Raw genomic sequence first — 17147 nt, 5'->3', positions numbered from 1 at the left:
GCAAAGCACGTAGTGTTCATGGATTTCTAGGAGGGATTTACGCGTCCTTGTGTGCATATCAACTGATCCATAAAAATAAGCCAACAATTCAAATTATGAAGTCATCGGCTTAAGCAGGATTCGGGTTATTGATAGAAAGAATTAAACAAGATATACATCTATAATCTAATATGAATAGCCAATAATTATAATTTTTACATATATTTAAACTTTATTTAGCAGATATCACTCTTTATCTTATTTAATGGGTTTAAGTACCTATATAGATCTAGTTTTTTCTCAATTTTCCTCGCTAAGAAACCCAAGAATAGAACGGCAATGACCATCAAGTTTTAGTATATAAAATGAGCAAAAGACCAAATATTTTTTTATTACGCAATTCGAATTGGTAAATTTTTGTACAAAAGAACTGATTTAGAAAAAATATTTATAGGTAGTATTATTTTTATTAATATTATATTTATTTTCTCTTAAATTATTGAATTTAAAATTTAAAATTTTCTTAAATTAAAATTAACAAAAGAATTAGATTAGCTAAACTTAATAACATTATTAATACTTTTCCTTCATTATTTGAAACTAAAAAATTAAATGAGTGTACTATATTTAGTAAAAACGTGATTAAGGTGAAGCATTTAATGTCTATTTCTCCCTTATCTAAGGCTGTCTATACATCCTTAGTTGGATTGCTATTGGCAAATACAACTACTCAGGCCGCTGATGCATTTAGTGCAGAAAGTCCGTGGATGTTGGGTGACTGGAATGGTCAACGTATCCAGCTTCAAGAGCAGGGCTATGATTTTAGCTTTGGATATACAGGTGAAATGGCGACTTTACTTGACGCGAAACGCTCAAATAGCCATGGCACAGAATATACAGGTCAGTTAAACCTGGGTGCTCATCTGGATCTGGAAAAAATTGCTGGCTGGCAAGACACTGAAGCACAAATTACAGTAACTCATCGTGATGGTCGCAACCTTTCGAATACTTCTGATGCATTAAATGGTCAGTCACTTGATCAAGCAAATGGTCATTTAAGTTCAGTACAGGAAGTATGGGGCCGTGGTCAAACTTGGCGTCTAACAGATTTCTGGATCAAGAAAAAATTCCTGGATCAAAAACTCGATGTGAAAGTCGGTCGTTTTGGTGAAGGTGAAGACTTTAACAGTTTCGATTGTGATTTTCAGAATCTGGCATTGTGCGGTTCACAAGTGGGTAACTGGGTAGGGGATCAATGGTATAACTGGCCAGTTTCTCAATGGGCTACGCGGGTTAAATATAGCCTTACCCCGGAAGTTTATACTCAGGTAGGGGTTTATGAATACAATCCTGAAAATGCTGAGAATCGTGGCAAAGGCTTTAACCTGAGCACAGACGGATCTAAAGGCGCGATCATTCCTGCAGAAGTGGTGTGGACACCGAAACTGGGTGAGCAAAAACTGCCAGGTGAATATCGTGCCGGGTATTACTACAGTACCGCTGATGCCAGAATATTTGATGGCGTGACTCCACAAGATGAACAAATCCAAACTGGTCATCATCACGGGGGGTGGATTGTAGCTAAGCAACAGCTGACTTCACATCAAGGGGATACATCACGAGGTTTAAGCGGTTTCGTGAACGTCACTGTTCATGACTCTAAAACCAACCAAGTTAGTGATATGCAAAATGTCGGTCTTGTCTACAAAGGTGCGATGAATGCCCGCCCACAGGATGAAATCGCTTTGGGTGTTGCCCGTATCAATATGAACAATGATGTATTGGGTAACCGTAGTGAAGAAGTCGATGCGGAAATCTATTACGGCATTCATGCAACTAACTGGCTAACCATCCGTCCAAACCTGCAATATGTCCATCATGTCGGCGCATATAAAGACGGTGAAAATGTCTGGGTAGGCGGAATCAAGTTTAATACGTCGTTCTAATCGGAGTTTTTAGTTGCAAATACACAATTGATTCTTCCATTACTTTGGGGCATTGATGAACTGATACTCCAAGTATTCATGTATTTATAACTAAGAACTTAACAATATGGTGTCTATGCTGCTTAAGTGCTTAGACGTTCAAGAAATCAAAAAAAAGGTGTTCAATATGAATACTTCGTCTTCAGGTTCAGTACTGAAAACGATTCTGGCAGCTATTGCTGCCATTTTCGGTTTGGTTCTGCTATTTGGAGGAATATATCTGGCAACACTTGGTGGGTCTTGGTACTACATCATTGCCGGTCTGTTCTTCCTGGCGACAGCCGTGTTATTACAAAAACGTAAAAGCACAGCCCTTATTGTTTATGCAGTATTGGTCCTTGGTACAGTGGTATGGGGTCTTTGGGAAGTGGGTTCAGACTTCTTTGCACTGGCACCACGTCTGGATATTTTAGGCCTATTCGGTCTGGCCCTGCTGATTCCTGCAGTGACTCGTGGTTTTGGTGACAGCAAAGCTGCAAAAATGGCGCTGACTGGCTCGCTGGCAATTACGATTGCTGTCATGATTTATGCTGTATTTAATGATCCGCAAGAAATCCGTGGCGAATTAAAATCACAGCAACCTGCAGTTCATCAATCTATTCCAGGTATTGCCGATGAAGACTGGCCAGCTTATGGTCGTACTCAGTCAGGTTTACGTTATTCTCCATTAAAACAGATCAATTCTGAAAACGTAAAAGATCTTGAACTGGCTTGGGAATTCCGTACCGGCGATACTAAAACAGATAAAGACTCTGGTGAAACCACCAATCAGGTGACTCCAATTAAAGTGGGGAATAACCTGTTCATGTGTTCAACCCACCAGTATCTGATTGCACTTGATCCTGCGACTGGTAAGGAGAAATGGCGCTTCGATCCTAAACTGAAAGCGGACAATACCTTCCAGCATTTAACTTGTCGTGGCGTATCTTATTATGATGCGAACAATACTGCAGGTTTTGAAAGCAGTCTGGCTGCACGCTCAACAACTTCTGCTGAATGTCCTCAGAAAGTGATCTTACCAGTCAATGATGGACGTCTGGTCGCAGTGAATGCGACTACAGGTAAAGTATGTTCTGACTTTGGTAACAATGGTGAAGTTGATCTGCAAAAAGACATGCCATTCCCATATCCAGGCGGTTATAACCCGACTTCACCTCCTGTGGTGACAGGTACAACCATTATCATCGCCGGTTCAACCACAGATAACTATTCAACTGAAGAACCTTCAGGTGTCATTCGTGGTTATGATGTAAATACTGGTGAATTGCTCTGGGTATTTGATACGGGTGCGGAAGATCCAAACGCGATTCCAGCTCCTGGTCAAAAATTCGTAAATAACTCTCCAAACGCATGGGCGCCATTGGCTTATGATGCACAGCTGGATATCGTCTATGTACCAACAGGTGTAGGTACACCGGATATCTACGGTGGTCACCGTACTGAGCTAGACGAGCGTTATGCGAACTCTATGCTGGCGATTAATGCATCTACCGGTAAATTGATCTGGAACTTCCAGACTACTCACCACGACTTGTGGGATATGGATGTACCAGCACAGCCAACATTGACTGATATCAAAGATAAAAACGGTAATATGGTGCCAGCCATCTACGTGCTGACCAAAACCGGTAATGCCTTTGTATTAGACCGTCGTACAGGTGAAGCGATCGTTCCGATTACTGAAAAACCAGTACCTCAGTCAGTAAAACGTGGTCCGCAAACCAAAGGCGAATGGTATTCAAAAACTCAACCGTTCTCTGACTTCAACCTGGCTCCTCAAGATAAATTGACGGATAAGGACATGTGGGGTGCCACCATGTTTGATCAGTTAATGTGTCGTGTATCGTTCAAAAAACTGAACTATGACGGTATTTATACACCACCCTCTGAAAACGGGACGCTGGTCTTCCCGGGTAACTTGGGGGTATTCGAATGGGGCGGTATGTCTGTGAATCCAGACCGTCAAATTGCATTGACCAACCCAATTGGTTTGCCATTTGTATCTCGTCTGATTCCGCAAGATCCGAACCGTAAGCAGACTGCCAAAGGTGCAGGTACTGAAGCGGGGGTACAGCCAATGTATGGTGTGCCTTATGGTGTTGAAATCAGTGCCTTCCTCTCTCCATTCGGCTTACCATGTAAGCAACCTGCATGGGGTTATGTGGCTGGTGTTGATCTGACCAATCATGAAATCGCTTGGAAACGTCGTATCGGTACGATTCGTGACAGTATGCCGGGCATTCCATTGCCTCCATTTAAAATGGGTGTACCAATGTTAGGTGGTCCAATCTCGACTGCAGGTAATGTGATGTTTGTCGGTGCAACTCAAGACAATTACATCCGTGCGATCAACGTGACTAATGGTGATGAGCTGTGGAAAGGTCGTCTACCTGCAGGTGGTCAAGCGACGCCAATGACTTATGAAGCCAATGGTAAGCAGTATGTTGTGATTATGGCGGGTGGTCACGGTTCCTTCGGTACCAAAATGGGTGACTCTTTGGTTGCCTATGCACTACCTGACAATAAATAATGAAGTTTTATAGTTAAGTAAAAAAGCCTGATTCGTCAGGCTTTTTTATGCAAAATACAGGCTGTTATGACAATAAAGCTTGATTAGAAAATCATGAACCTTTAGCTCAGCTTTCCTGCAAGTATTCAGTTTGATCTTATGTAGATGCTGAGTCTTTAAAATTAATAAGACACTTTTAAAACGTTTGAACTCCCATGGCATGAGTGAATGCCAGATATCAGGAATATTAGCTATGCACCTTCATACCACGCGGTTGCCGATGAAATCGACTTTATCCTGTCTGATTGCTTGTATCAGTCAAGGAATTTATGCGGAAGAACCGGTTACAGAGGTACAGCGACTGGCTCCCATTGTGGTTGAAGCAACCCGTACAGATCGTGCCATTCTGGAAACACCGGCATCTACCTATTATCTGAATCAGGAACAACAGAATAGCCTGAATGTAAATCTGTCTGAAACCTTAAAAGGTGTACCAGGTTTACAGCTGAATAACCGCGAAAATTATGCTCAGGATTTACAGATATCAATGCGGGGCTTCGGTGCACGTTCGACTTTCGGTGTGCGAGGAGTACGTTTATATGTAGACGGTATTCCTGCGACTATGCCGGATGGGCAGGGGCAAACCTCGAATATTGACCTGAATAGTTTGGATCATATTGAAGTGCTGAGTGGGCCATTTTCTTCGCTATATGGTAATTCTTCTGGCGGAACCATCCTGACACAAAGCCGTGAAGGGCAGGGACCTGATTCAGTCACTTTGGGATATTCGGGTGGCAGTCAGAACAAAGGCCAAACGAACCTGGTGCTACAAGGTGGTTCAGAAAATGCTTCTGAACCAAGCTATATCATCAGTTCATCTTATTTTGATACGGATGGTTTCCGTGATCATAGTGGTGCACATAAAGTACTGAACAATGCCAAGCTGACTTGGGATCTGGACGATGGCTCTAAAATTAACTGGGTCAATAACTATGTCAAAATTACAGCAGATGATCCAGGTGGTTTAACACGTGAACACTGGCGAGCAAATCCTAAACAGGTGGCAGCAAATGTACTGCTATATAATGCACGTAAAGAAATTGAGCAATTTCAAACTGGATTAACCTGGAACAAGCCGATCAATGATCAGCATGAATTGTACGGTATGGCGTATTGGGGGCAGCGTGAAGTCACTCAATATCAATCTATTCCAAGTACAGCACAAAGTGGCCCAAATCATGCTGGTGGTGTCATTGATTTTGATCGTCAGTTTTATGGAGCAGATCTTCGCTGGACCGGAACAGATATTTTACAAAACACTAAATTGATTGCTGGTGTGGCTGTAGATGGTATGACCGAAGACCGCAAAGGCTATCAAAACTTTGTCGGCAATACTTTAGGCATTAAAGGTGAACTCCGTCGTAATGAAGATAATACGCTTTGGAATGCAGATCCTTATATTCAAGCATCTTATAACTTTGCGCCAGATTGGACTTTAGATGCTGGTTTGCGTTATAGCAATGTGCATTTTAAATCTGAAGACCGTTACCTAAGCAATGGCGATAATTCAGGTAAAACGACTTATGAAAAAGTACTGCCTTCAGTTGCATTAAGTTGGAAAATTCTTCCTGAATTAGTGACTTATACAAGCTTTGCACAAGGTTTTGAAACACCGACCTTTACCGAAATGGCTTATCCGGCTGATGGCAGCAATGATGTATTAAGCTTAAAAGCGGCTGAAAGTGAAACTTATGAACTGGGATTAAAATCTGCGAATCGCTTCGGTGATATGACCTTAGCAGCATTTCAGACTCAAACCAAAAATGACATTGTTTCTGCGGGAAGTGATGGCGGGCGCTCAACGTTTCGTAATGCAGATAAAACCTTAAGAAAAGGACTGGAACTATCCTGGAGTAAAGACCTGTGGCGTGATCTGGCAGCACAAGCCAGCTATAGCTATATTGATGCAACATTTGATGCCGATATTCCAGCAATTGGTACAGTAGCTGCAGTTTCGTCAGGTAACTATATTCCTGGAATTGCTAAGAATCAGGCATTCTTTAGTTTGGGATGGAAACCTGAAAATGGCTTACATGGTGGAATAGATGTACGTTACTCAGACCGAATTTATGTTAACGACATTAACTCACAATATGCACCAAGTTATACAGTGGCTGGGGCTAATGTAGGCTATAACTGGAATGTCAAAGATTTGTCTGTAAAAACGTTTGCACGCGTAGATAATCTGTTTGATAAGGATTATTCAGGCTCAGTCATTGTCAACGAAAGCAATGGTCGTTTCTATGAACCAGCAGAAGATCGTAACTGGAGTGCTGGGTTAAGCGTGACAAAAGAGTTTTAATTTAAATCTGACTTAAGCTTTCTTAATTTATTCAAGATTCATGTTCACATGTGAATGTCCGCCAAGATCAGCAATAAGTGCGAATCTAAGGCGGACATTTTTACTTTGGAGAAACCGGACATTTCTATTTTGGATTTACATGATTCATTTCGTATAATGTATATTATGTTAAATAAGATATTATGCATATAGCCTATTCCTGTATGTAGCACTCACTAATTAGTTAATATGTCTTTTTCATCCTCGTCGTGTTAAAACGTAGTTATTAAGATTAGTTTGAAAGTTTTCTTTATATAAATCACTTAAATATTTACCTCATAACCTAGATGAAGCTCATCCGCAATTTTCCCTCGAACACCCCAATTTTCTTTTAGGAGTTTCAAATATAGTTATTTGAATATCATTAGATTTAATTTCACATAAATGACTTATATTTTTAAATAAAGCCAAAACAAATGCTTTCTTGGTCTCTTTTGTTCTTCCTTCAAATATTGAAATCTCGATAATGATATAAAATCTAGATCGATTCTTTAGGTAAATAAAATTTTCAGACTCTAAAGGTATAAATCGTTGAAAAATCTTTTGTCGGGACAACTTAGCTTTTTGATTAAAGCTTGATGGATAGCTTGAATCAGTTCTATTCTATGTACTTCGATTGTTTCATGTAAAGCATAAATTTTTATTTGAGACATTGTTTTCTACGCGCTTATAGTTAAAGTTTTAATTATAGTTAGCACTTTAATCTGGCCGACGTTGTAGTACAGCATCATTCATAAAAAGTTCAATTATTTATACAAAACAACTAAATGCTGCCCTGTCTAAATTGATAAAATTCTGGTCCTCTATAAAAAACTTGAAGATCGATAAGGACTAAAGTGAACAGACAACATGATTTACCTGAACTAAGTAAATATAGTGAGCTAAGTAGCGATGAACAAGTAGCTATTCATCAAATGCTTATCTCTTACGTACGCTCAGATCACTTTTATAATATTATCTTGACTCACAATGTTGAACCCTATGACTTGGTTAAGCTTGTAAGTATTAGTTTTGAGAATAGAGATGCAGCTATCTGGGTTCATTTCGAAACAATAACGGCTGAAAGACTAACTATGCCTCTCGATTTTATTTCAAGAATAGAAATATGTAATCAGGAAATATTTTAAATACTGAGACTTGAAGTGTTGAAATTTATTTAAGTTGCCTCGGAATTTTAAATCTATTAAAAAATAGAGACGGTTAACCCTCTCTATTTTTTAAAACTAAAAATTTAATTATTTTATAAATTTCAATAACTTAAAATTATAAATATAGCATGTAATATATCAATTTCTTTAAATTAACATATCACATGTTACATCTTAATTTGATTAGGCCATCACCTGGGCTTTGTATAAATCATCTTCGTGCTGTCTGAGTAATTCTATAAAAGCAGGAATAGTATCTGGATCCAGGAGATAAGGATTAAATCCATCATGATGATTCTTGATAAAGAACTCAATGAGATCATTATGGACATTGGCATACTTCATGTGCCAACTAGAGAAAAGATATGAGTCAATTAGTTCATAAGAAAGAATTTCACAGTTCTTATGGCGTGGATCTTTAACTATTCGATTATAGAAAAGGTCTTTTACACTTTCTTCAGTGCCTTCCAAACACTGGACAAAATAATTATTTCCGAAATAGAGTGCACCAAAGATTTTGTGTAACTCATTAAATTCTAAGGCTTCTGTTAAAATATTATAAAGTTCAGAAGTAGAGTATCTCTCATCTTTGAACTTACTTACATATAAAAGCCTTACGTCATTCATAATAAAAAATTCCTCCTGTTTAAAAAAAGTTCATACGAAAATATAAAAATTTGAACGAATGGTCAATAAAAATGTAATGACAAGGTAATTTATTGATTGAATTATATACTTCTTATTATTGGGGTTTTCATATAGCTGTTTGATCTTTTAAATCAGGATTCATGACAAGGTTCTCTTTTCTTCAAGAACCTTGTGTTATTGAATTACAGGTCAGTTTATTTTTCTTGCTTTTCTATATGCACTGTTGCTGTTCGCCCTGCAACGAAGGCAAGTTCATTCTTTGGTAATTCATCCAGAATAATCTTAACAGGGACACGTTGGGCTAAACGTACCCAGCTAAAGGTTGGATTCACATTCGCTAAAAGACCTGAACCAGCAGTACGTTCGCGATCTTCAATCCCCGAGGCAATACCTTGCACATGGCCCTTAAGTTTTTGCGAATCACCCATCAGCTGAATTATAGCTGGTGCCCCTACGTAAATTTTATCCAGTTTTGTTTCTTCAAAATAACCCACTACATAGAGTTGTTTGCGATCTAGTAATGCTGCAACCGCTTGGCCAACTTTGACATAGTTCCCTTCTTTTAATTCAAAATTTGATAATGTCCCATTTGCTGGAGCAACAACTTCTGAACGATGTAAATTAAGTTGCGCGAGATTGAGGTTATTCTCGGCGACTTGTATTAGTGCTTTTTGCTGTTCGATATTCGCTTTTGCCTGTTCGATTGCAGCTAAGGACTGCTCATGCTCGGCATGTGATTCATCTCGTGCAGCAAAAATCTGATCCTGTTCCTGTTTTGAAATAGCACCATCCATTAAACTTGAATAACGGCTCGCATTCTTGTCTGCCAGATGAATACTTGCTTGGGATTTCACGACATTGGCTTTAGCATTCGCCAGTTCAGCCTCAGCTTGCGCTAAACCTGCTTTTGCTTTCGCAAGATCCGCACGAGCTTCTTCAACATCTAGTTCTTGACGTTCAACATCAATTTTAAATAATGGTTGCCCTTTCTTGATGGTCTGGTTATCTTGCACCAGTACTTCTGTGACCAGGCCTGAAATATCTGATGACACCTGAATAACATCACCACGTACACGCCCGTCCCTCGTCCATGGCTCAGAATTATAATAATTCCAGATATGTCGAATCACTAAAATGGCGAGAACAGCCACTACCGTCAAAAGTACAGGTCGCAAATATTTGCGTAAATTGACAGATGTCATATACGGTTTCCCTCAATCATTTTAATATCAGGCCTCATAGTAATAAGCCTGCCCAATGGACGGCGCCCAGCAAAAGTACGTAAATGCATAAGTAGAAAATATTCGGCATGATGATCCAGTCATTTGCGACTAGTTTATCTAGCCACTTCATCAAGATTCTGAGCAGTACATAGGCAATCACAGCTTGAATCAATAAAATCGGCACATACACACCATAGATATTCAGCTCTCCCATGTATTAATCTCCTGCGCCTGCATATCTTGGCGGTGTCTTGATATGACATAAGCTGCTACGAATATTGTTGAGTGAAATATGCAGCCGTTCTACAACATCTGTATGTTCCTGCATGATGAGATCTGCTTCTAGAGCCTGTATGTTGTTAATTAACTGTGTGAAGGCAGCATCATAATTTTGTCCAATTTCTTTGGCACGAAAATATTCATCCAGCTGTATTTGAAGATCTTCGAGTTGCTGGGTCAAAGGCTGCTGTTCAGGTAACTTGAGTATGAGTTCCTGTAACCGTGCCAGATCCACGACGGCGCTGGATTCAATGAGTGCCTGATTGATTTTATTTTTCAGATCTTCAGATTCTACTGCTTTAGTATTTAATACCCCGATGCGGTCAATCATCGTACGTAAATGAATACGGAACCGTACCCCATAAGGAATATACAGTGCCTGACGAATGGCTCGATTATGAATAGCCAAAATGCGCTGTACGGTTATATCTGGCGACATTGCACGGATCATATGGATAATAAATACAGCGATGATTGGCCCGATCACTGTACCAATTGCTGCATCGAAGAAAGAAATTTGATCCAGGGTATAACGGTTCTGAAAATTCAGCCCCATGATCGTCCCCATCAACAAAGGCAAACCAATTCCAACTAAGGGTGGATGCAAAAAAAGCATCAGGCAATATACGCAGAATGGTGCAAGTACAAGTGCTAACTGCCAAAATTCTATAATGTTTGGAAAAATTCCATAGGCATATATGAAGATCACGATCGAAGCATATAAGCTACTGCGAATAAACAGCTTCAATGCAGGCACCGGATTATCCAGCGCCGTTAAGATACATGCACTGATCGCAGCCATTTCAGCCAGCATAAATCCAGCTTTCCAGCCGCTTAAGATCCAAAAGGCAGTAGCAATAAAAACTGTGAGGCATGCAGAAACCCCGCCCCGCACTGCTACGCCATGATCACGATGTAAAGTTGGATAGTTTGTAGTAAGTGGAACAATCATTTCAGGCAGTGAAGTATCCCCCTGTTGGATTCGCTGCCAGATCAACTTAATTGCATGGATATTCTGAATAAAATGACGGATATCCATTTTCAAACTTTTCAATATTACAATTTGCTCATCTTTTGAATGTTCAAAAATTTTTAGGAAATCTGTTTCAAAATCAGTAGGAAGCTGATTCAATTCAGACTCTTTCAATAGATGTTCATCTGTTAGATATGTATTAATTTTGGAATGTAAATCTGCCAATGACTGGCGATATCCTGTATCAATGAAGTCTAACTGTTGCATGCGTTCAGACATCGCCACCAAATTACTCACCAGCATTGTGATCTGGTTCAGCATTTCCTGTAGTGGTTTGGTCATTCCCTGTAGAGCTGACTTTTCATAGCTTAAATGCACAGCCATGACATGAATATCTGCAATATCTGCAGCCAATTGGCTTAAAGCTTTTGTATAGTTCTGGTCTTGACGTGGTTCTAATAGAATTTTATTAAAAATCTGCTGAGTATCCGCTAAGGTTTTACTGACACGACTTTTCACTGCGGGGCCAATATGCATTGGAAATATGGTCGTCGTCACAATCGCGCTGCAAACGACGCCAATAGTAATTTCCAGAAAGCGTCCTACCGCCATATCAAATAATGAAGCAGTATCAATAAAGTAAATGATATTAAAGCAGACGATGACTGTCGTATATCCAGCCAGCATCAATATATAACTGCGCGGTGTACGATCAAGCAGAGAGAAATATAAGCAAAGACCAACCCAACAGGATAAAAACAGCGTAAACAACCACGGCGTATTGATTAGCCAAGGAGTAACTGCAACTGCCACAATTGCGCCTAATAAAGTACCTAGTACACGATAGATACTTTTTGAAGCGGTCATTCCCGTATAAGGATTGGCAATAACGAAAACTGTGCCAATAGCCCAAATCGGATAAGCAAGATCCAAACTCAACGCAACGTAGAGCGCCAAAATACCAGCCACAAACGTTTTAGTCGCAAAAATCCAGTCCATTTTATTTGGACGAAATGCGAGTAAAGATTTTATAAGCAGCATGGTTTCTCTCTAAGAGCTTATTTTATTTTCTAAAGCAAATAACCTGCCCACCAAGCCCAAAGAACTCAGTGACAAAATTTTTACTTGTTGAAAGTCTATAAAATTAGAATATTCAGCTGATTAAACTGAAACTGGTTGATGAAAATATAAAAAGCAAAAGATAATGCTTTGCTTAATTATTCATCATTGGATATTTGTGTAAGTAATTTTTTCAAATAAACGCTTTATTGTCAATAAAAATATCTCTATATGAGAATAAGTATGATTTTTTATCATTGCACAGGCAGTTAGGCTGAATATTTGTATCTTTTCTTCCTCTATCCTCATGATTCGAGAATTTAAGATAAATAGTTGCCTCTACTACCCTCTTTTAAGCTAAAGTGAGTCATCATCTTTTTCAATGGTCAGCACTTCAGGTTTTTTTATGGCGCAAGCAAGTTTTGGAAAAATTCTTACGGTTCTCGATCTATTTTCGTTATCACGTTCAGTGATTAATGTAGATATCATCAGTGAAGAATTAAACCTCTCCAAACCTACCAGTTATCGCTATTTAAAAGAATTGGTATCGGCTGAATTATTACAGCGAATCAGTGGCACATCCGGTGACTATACGCTGGGTTCGAAAATTGCTGTTCTGGATTATATTTCAAGAAAAACTGATCCTTTGGTTCAGATCAGCATTCCCTTTATGCAGGAAATCGTCGAACGGACTGAGTTCTCTTGTATATTGACTCATCTCAATTATGATTCTTGTATCGACTTACATGACGAAGTCTTTAAAAATGCACATCTGCTTTCATTCGGACGCGGTTGTCCACGTCCTGTCTATGTAGGTTCATCTTCAAAAGTCATCATGGCACATTTACCGAAACAAGTGTTGCTTGACTATTATCAACGTTATGCAGATGCATTTGCAGAAGTAGGATTTGTGCAGAATGAAACCGCTTTTCTGGAACAAATGAGAAAGATCAAAAAACAGGGATATTATTATTCTAGTGGTGAACTTGATCCTCAAGTTGCAGGTTTGTCTGTACCAGTTAAATTCTCTCTTAAAGAGCCACCTTTAGCGCTTACTTTATTAGCTTCAAAAAATAGATTTGATTTTGTAAATCTGGAAAAATTAGTACAAATTCTTCAGGAGAAAGCACAGATTATTGAAAAGAAGCTCCTGCACCATCCTGAAAGCACAAGTGACATTCGTAATAATTTAACCAAATAAAATTTAAATTATGTTTGAAAAACTATTTATATTCTCATAATATGATTATCAGTCTTTAAGCCATAGCATTCTTACTGAATTAAATGGCGAGAAGATTCCTCAGAGGTAAAAAAGCCTATTTCGAATGAGATAGGCTTTTTTATTTTAATTTTGGATTTATAGCAATAATGCAGATACATTTAAGGAAAGTTAAGAATTTTGCAATTGCAATGTGTAGATAAAATCTAAAATCAGAAATCTAAAAACGTATAAATTCATCCATTTTATGCTTTTCATCTTAGCTCTGCTTTAGAACCCTTCTTGATCGAAAAAAGATAACTAAGAAATCAATTAAGCTTTCTCTAATTAGATCATAAAAATTTTATAATTTAAGAATATTATCCCAGTAAGGCGGATCTCCAATTTCTTTTAAAATGAAATCAAGCACAGTTCTGACTTTTTGTGAACGAATTCTGTTTTCGGGAGAAACCAGATGAATCCCTATAGAATAAGGCTCTACTGTACTGATCCAGTCAGGAAGAAGTTGAACCAGTTTATGGGTTTTAAAATAGTCTTCCGTAAAAATCCAGGTTGGAAATAATACAATCCCCCGTCCTTCCAATGCCGCATCTACCAAGACTTCTGCATTATTACTTCTTAAAGGCCCTTGTGGCTCAATTAAAACCGGAGTGTCATGCTCTTGCTGACGGAAATACCAACGTTGGCTGCCTGAAACGCCCTTATACACCAAACATTGATGATTCTGAATCTCGTGTGGGGAATGTGGAGTTCCATATTTTTCAAGATATGCAGGACTCGCACACAGCACATATTGTTGATCACAGATCTTGCGTGCGATTAATGCTGAATCTTGTAATGAGCCAATCCGTATGGCAATGTCTACACCTTCTTGTACAGGGTCAATAAAAGTATCCGTCAAGATCAGCTCGACTGAAAGATCTGGAAAGCTATCATGCAATTTATTCACTATATGCGATATATGTAGCCTTCCCAGCGCAACCGCTGTATTGATACGAATTAACCCTCTGATCGCATTTTTACCAGAAATTTCTTCATTGGCCAGATCTAGCGTATCAAGCACTTCCTTAATTTGCACAAAGTACTTTTCTCCTATGTCAGTTAGCCGAACAGAGCGTGTATTACGATAAAAAAGTTGTTGCCCAATTTCCTGTTCAAGTTTGGAAATAAAACGAGATACTGAGGAAGATGAAACCTGAAAATGCTTTGCCGTAGCTGAAAAACTGCCTGTCGTTGCCACCATCACAAAATAGCGTAATGCATTGAGTTGCATACTTGATCTATCCCTGAATTTAATTCAATCATTTTATTATTGTCATAATAGCAATTATGTTTTGAAAAATTGCGGAATTGTAGCTTTTAAATAAGAGAATATAATTCGTTGCTTTCTTCCTTTGGAAAGCATATATGAAACAGTTGTGGATTTTCCCATTAGTCGTTCTTGCAGGTATGAGGTTATCTGTTGAAGCGGGTTTACTGGGTCCACTCGGGGAAGAAATTGGGCATTTCTGGGCGACCTTGGGAATTTTCGCGATCGGATCACTGCTCTTAACCTTGGGGTTGATCTTCAACCGTCCAAAGCTTTCTCTTATGTTCAAGCAGCCACGGTGGCAACTGACTGGCGGTATATTAGGCCCTATATATGTAGTGGCTTTAACTGTAGCGACACCTCATATTGGCGTTGGCCTGACCATGGTGGGCATCCTGTTTGGCCAGGTTGCAACCAGTCTTATTATTGATCACTGGGGTTTGTTAGGTAGCCATAAACGGGCTGTAGACAAATATCGTATTGGCGCGCTGGTAGCTATTTTAGCTGCATTATGGCTTATTCAATAAGGAAGCTTCTCCATGATTTATATAATGTTATTAGTCGTTATTTTTGGCGGAGCAGTTTTATGTGCTCAATCTTCAATTAATGGTCGTTTGGGTGCTAAAGTAGGTGTATTAGAAAGTTCTTGGCTGACATTTGTCTTAGGTGCTCTAGTCAGTTTTCTAATCGCTTTCTTTCTTGAACCCAACCATGCATTGAATTTATTCACCGCACCAAGATGGCAATTAACAGGTGCATTTTTTGGCGTGGCCTATATGCTTACGATTGTATTTGCTATGCCTAGACTGGGCGCTGCTGCCACCACTGTCGCCGTCATTAGTGGCCAGTTATTAATGAGTCTGCTCATCGATCATTTTGGATGGTTGAATAATCCGGTGATTCATTTAGATGGATCCAGACTAGCAGCAATTGCCCTATTAGCTGTTGCACTATTTTTTATCTATAAAAGTAATATTGCAGCCAAAGCACAAGCTGAAAATTAAGATACTGTGAAAGGAAAGAGATTTTAGGTTTTAAAATCTCTTTTTTTATGAGCTCATAAAGTTATTTTGAGGAATCTAAGGGTAATATTAGGCATAGTTCATAAGTCATTTCACTTAAGCATGCATAATCAATTTTCAGGCAATAAACAAATTCGTGTAGTCTCAAACTTTTCAGAACTCGTTAATTCGGATTTTAAGGGTGCGATGAATGCGATTTGCTGGTCTAGAAATTTAGCGGGTGATTTTGCCGAGATCGTGAATAAGCTTCATTTACAGGAAAATATGACTGAAGTTTCAATTGATGATCTTATGAAACTCCAGCTGTCAGAAAGCGGTCATCTGGCAAGAAAGATTATCTTAGAAGATATACAGCTACTGACTGACTACGGCGCTTCCCCTTCACTCAATCTGCTCAAATGCTATGAACGGGATAATGAGCTCGATTTCATTACTACAGATGTCTATTCATTCCATGTCGATCGCTCTCCGATTGAAACAGATACTTTCTTATGTACCTATCATGGAGCTGCAAGCGATATCTTGCCCAATGATCAGGTGGAACAAAAGATTCTGATTCCAGAAATCATGGCAAAGCTGAAAGAATTATATGATGGTCCAGAAGCCAGATTTGACGATTTTCTGGAAGAATATTTCTTTGATCTGCATTATCAACCTAAGCCTGATGCAAAGCCTGTAAATTTAGGTCAAGGCTATCTTTGGCGATTAGCCGTAGATCATCCAACCCAACAGGCTCTACCATGTGTACATCGGGCTCCGGTTGAAAATGAGGGTGAATATCGATTGCTTTTGATTTGTTAAATTCGATACAAATCTTAATAATGAGAAAATCCACATTATCTTATTGTCATTTTTCTCATTTTCATTCAAGCAAATTCTAACTGTCCAACCGAATGGTAAGTACGATTAAAATACACCAGGCTCTGATCCTGTTCGCTCCGCTGAATCGCAACCACTCGACACATAAAGATACTATGTGTCCCTACTTGCTGGATATTCTCGATTTCACAGTCAAAACTCACTAATGCATCGCCTAGTACAGGTGAGCCTGTTTTTAGTATTGTCCAAGAACCTAATTGAAATCTTCGTTCAGAACTGAATTTGCTGGATGCGAATGCATTAGAAATCTGTTCGTGCTGTGGACCTAAGACGTTCACTGACAAAATTTTGTTCTCAATAAAATGCACATGTGAACGAGATGACTGATTCATACAGACCAGCAATGTCGGTGGTGTATCAGTCACGCTGCATACTGCAGATGCCGTAAAACCATGCATTCCTGTCTCACCCGAGGTTGTAATGACATTCACTGCTGTGGTGAGTAAGGACATGGCATTTCTAAAGTCAGTCGCTTCAATCATCTCTTAAATCCCTAATTGACTATCGCTTTGAT

14 protein-coding genes and 2 pseudogenes are annotated in these 17147 nt (G+C 39.0%); 9 read left to right on the top strand and 7 right to left on the bottom strand.

The features are described from left to right. The 4 genes and pseudogenes from FTU03_RS11520 to FTU03_RS11505 form a co-directional block, all read left to right on the top strand. Nucleotides 1–113 (top strand): annotated as a pseudogene (locus tag FTU03_RS11520) (IS982 family transposase); the annotation flags it as partial. Between the two features lie 525 nt (nt 114–638). Continuing rightward, nucleotides 639–1925, top strand: a complete 1287-nt coding sequence (locus FTU03_RS11515; RefSeq protein WP_179993014.1) for a carbohydrate porin — start codon at nt 639–641, stop codon at nt 1923–1925. Between the two features lie 166 nt (nt 1926–2091). Then, nucleotides 2092–4494, top strand: a complete 2403-nt coding sequence (locus tag FTU03_RS11510; protein ID WP_179993015.1) for a glucose/quinate/shikimate family membrane-bound PQQ-dependent dehydrogenase — start codon at nt 2092–2094, stop codon at nt 4492–4494. 232 nt (nt 4495–4726) lie between these two features. Beyond that, on the top strand, nt 4727–6835 hold the full coding sequence (locus FTU03_RS11505; RefSeq protein ID WP_179993016.1) for a TonB-dependent receptor: 2109 nt from the start codon (nt 4727–4729) through the stop codon (nt 6833–6835). Nucleotides 6836–7137: 302 nt separating this feature from the next. Here FTU03_RS11505 and FTU03_RS11500 read toward each other — a convergent pair. Next, nucleotides 7138–7527, bottom strand: a pseudogene (locus tag FTU03_RS11500) (tautomerase family protein). Between the two features lie 183 nt (nt 7528–7710). Between FTU03_RS11500 and FTU03_RS11495 the strand changes: the two are divergent. Continuing rightward, the gene (locus tag FTU03_RS11495; RefSeq protein WP_004785797.1) at nt 7711–8001 is read left to right on the top strand and encodes a hypothetical protein; all 291 of its coding nucleotides are present in this window, start codon (nt 7711–7713) and stop codon (nt 7999–8001) included. A 204-nt stretch (nt 8002–8205) separates the two neighbouring features. On the opposite strand, the gene FTU03_RS11490 is transcribed toward FTU03_RS11495, so the two are convergent. The 4 genes from FTU03_RS11490 to FTU03_RS11475 form a co-directional block, all read right to left on the bottom strand. Beyond that, nucleotides 8206–8649: a BLUF domain-containing protein gene (locus FTU03_RS11490; protein ID WP_179993017.1), complete on the bottom strand. Its 444-nt coding sequence runs from the start codon at nt 8647–8649 to the stop codon at nt 8206–8208. A gap of 215 nt (nt 8650–8864) precedes the next feature. Next, nucleotides 8865–9872, bottom strand: coding sequence for an HlyD family secretion protein (locus FTU03_RS11485; protein ID WP_179993018.1), 1008 nt, complete (start codon nt 9870–9872; stop codon nt 8865–8867). A gap of 34 nt (nt 9873–9906) precedes the next feature. After that, nucleotides 9907–10107, bottom strand: a complete 201-nt coding sequence (locus FTU03_RS11480; RefSeq protein ID WP_179993019.1) for a DUF1656 domain-containing protein — start codon at nt 10105–10107, stop codon at nt 9907–9909. Between the two features lie 3 nt (nt 10108–10110). After that, complete coding sequence (locus FTU03_RS11475; RefSeq protein WP_179993020.1) at nt 10111–12186, bottom strand: FUSC family protein; 2076 nt, start codon at nt 12184–12186, stop codon at nt 10111–10113. A gap of 424 nt (nt 12187–12610) precedes the next feature. Between FTU03_RS11475 and FTU03_RS11470 the strand changes: the two genes are divergently transcribed. Beyond that, nucleotides 12611–13405: an IclR family transcriptional regulator gene (locus FTU03_RS11470; protein ID WP_179993021.1), complete on the top strand. Its 795-nt coding sequence runs from the start codon at nt 12611–12613 to the stop codon at nt 13403–13405. A gap of 361 nt (nt 13406–13766) precedes the next feature. On the opposite strand, the gene FTU03_RS11465 is transcribed toward FTU03_RS11470, so the two are convergent. Beyond that, the gene (locus FTU03_RS11465) at nt 13767–14696 is read right to left on the bottom strand and encodes a LysR family transcriptional regulator (RefSeq protein WP_179993022.1); all 930 of its coding nucleotides are present in this window, start codon (nt 14694–14696) and stop codon (nt 13767–13769) included. Nucleotides 14697–14830: 134 nt separating this feature from the next. Between FTU03_RS11465 and FTU03_RS11460 the strand changes: the two genes are divergently transcribed. The 3 genes from FTU03_RS11460 (at nt 14831) to FTU03_RS11450 (ending at nt 16555) form a co-directional block, all read left to right on the top strand. After that, on the top strand, nt 14831–15259 hold the full coding sequence (locus FTU03_RS11460; protein ID WP_179993023.1) for a DMT family transporter: 429 nt from the start codon (nt 14831–14833) through the stop codon (nt 15257–15259). Between the two features lie 12 nt (nt 15260–15271). Further along, nucleotides 15272–15736, top strand: a complete 465-nt coding sequence (locus FTU03_RS11455) for a DMT family transporter (RefSeq protein ID WP_034170895.1) — start codon at nt 15272–15274, stop codon at nt 15734–15736. Nucleotides 15737–15856: 120 nt separating this feature from the next. Further along, nucleotides 15857–16555 (top strand): DUF1826 domain-containing protein, encoded by a 699-nt coding sequence (locus tag FTU03_RS11450; protein WP_179993024.1) that lies wholly within the window; start codon nt 15857–15859, stop codon nt 16553–16555. A gap of 65 nt (nt 16556–16620) precedes the next feature. Here FTU03_RS11450 and FTU03_RS11445 read toward each other — a convergent pair whose 3' ends face one another. After that, entirely contained in the window at nt 16621–17115 is a 495-nt protein-coding gene (locus FTU03_RS11445) for a flavin reductase (RefSeq protein ID WP_159123555.1), read from the bottom strand. Between the last annotated feature and the right edge of the window lie 32 nt (nt 17116–17147).

Source organism: Acinetobacter sp. YH12046 (assembly GCF_013419905.1).
In the GTDB taxonomy this organism is placed as follows: Bacteria; Pseudomonadota; Gammaproteobacteria; order Pseudomonadales; family Moraxellaceae; genus Acinetobacter.
Note: the sequence above shows the minus strand (reverse complement) of the source record. Positions and strands in the feature narration are given on the sequence as shown.

Bases quoted from the DNA above. Each gene is read 5' to 3' on its own strand.
- FTU03_RS11515 (WP_179993014.1), top strand. From the start codon at position 639: ATGTCTATTTCTCCCTTATCTAAGGCTGTCTATACATCCTTAGTTGGA.
- FTU03_RS11510 (WP_179993015.1), top strand. From the start codon at position 2,092: ATGAATACTTCGTCTTCAGGTTCAGTACTGAAAACGATTCTGGCAGCT.
- FTU03_RS11505 (WP_179993016.1), top strand. From the start codon at position 4,727: ATGCACCTTCATACCACGCGGTTGCCGATGAAATCGACTTTATCCTGT.
- FTU03_RS11490 (WP_179993017.1), bottom strand. From the start codon at position 8,649: ATGAATGACGTAAGGCTTTTATATGTAAGTAAGTTCAAAGATGAGAGA.
- FTU03_RS11485 (WP_179993018.1), bottom strand. From the start codon at position 9,872: ATGACATCTGTCAATTTACGCAAATATTTGCGACCTGTACTTTTGACG.
- FTU03_RS11480 (WP_179993019.1), bottom strand. From the start codon at position 10,107: ATGGGAGAGCTGAATATCTATGGTGTGTATGTGCCGATTTTATTGATT.
- FTU03_RS11475 (WP_179993020.1), bottom strand. From the start codon at position 12,186: ATGCTGCTTATAAAATCTTTACTCGCATTTCGTCCAAATAAAATGGAC.
- FTU03_RS11470 (WP_179993021.1), top strand. From the start codon at position 12,611: ATGGCGCAAGCAAGTTTTGGAAAAATTCTTACGGTTCTCGATCTATTT.
- FTU03_RS11465 (WP_179993022.1), bottom strand. From the start codon at position 14,696: ATGCAACTCAATGCATTACGCTATTTTGTGATGGTGGCAACGACAGGC.
- FTU03_RS11460 (WP_179993023.1), top strand. From the start codon at position 14,831: ATGAAACAGTTGTGGATTTTCCCATTAGTCGTTCTTGCAGGTATGAGG.
- FTU03_RS11455 (WP_034170895.1), top strand. From the start codon at position 15,272: ATGATTTATATAATGTTATTAGTCGTTATTTTTGGCGGAGCAGTTTTA.
- FTU03_RS11450 (WP_179993024.1), top strand. From the start codon at position 15,857: ATGCATAATCAATTTTCAGGCAATAAACAAATTCGTGTAGTCTCAAAC.
- FTU03_RS11445 (WP_159123555.1), bottom strand. From the start codon at position 17,115: ATGATTGAAGCGACTGACTTTAGAAATGCCATGTCCTTACTCACCACA.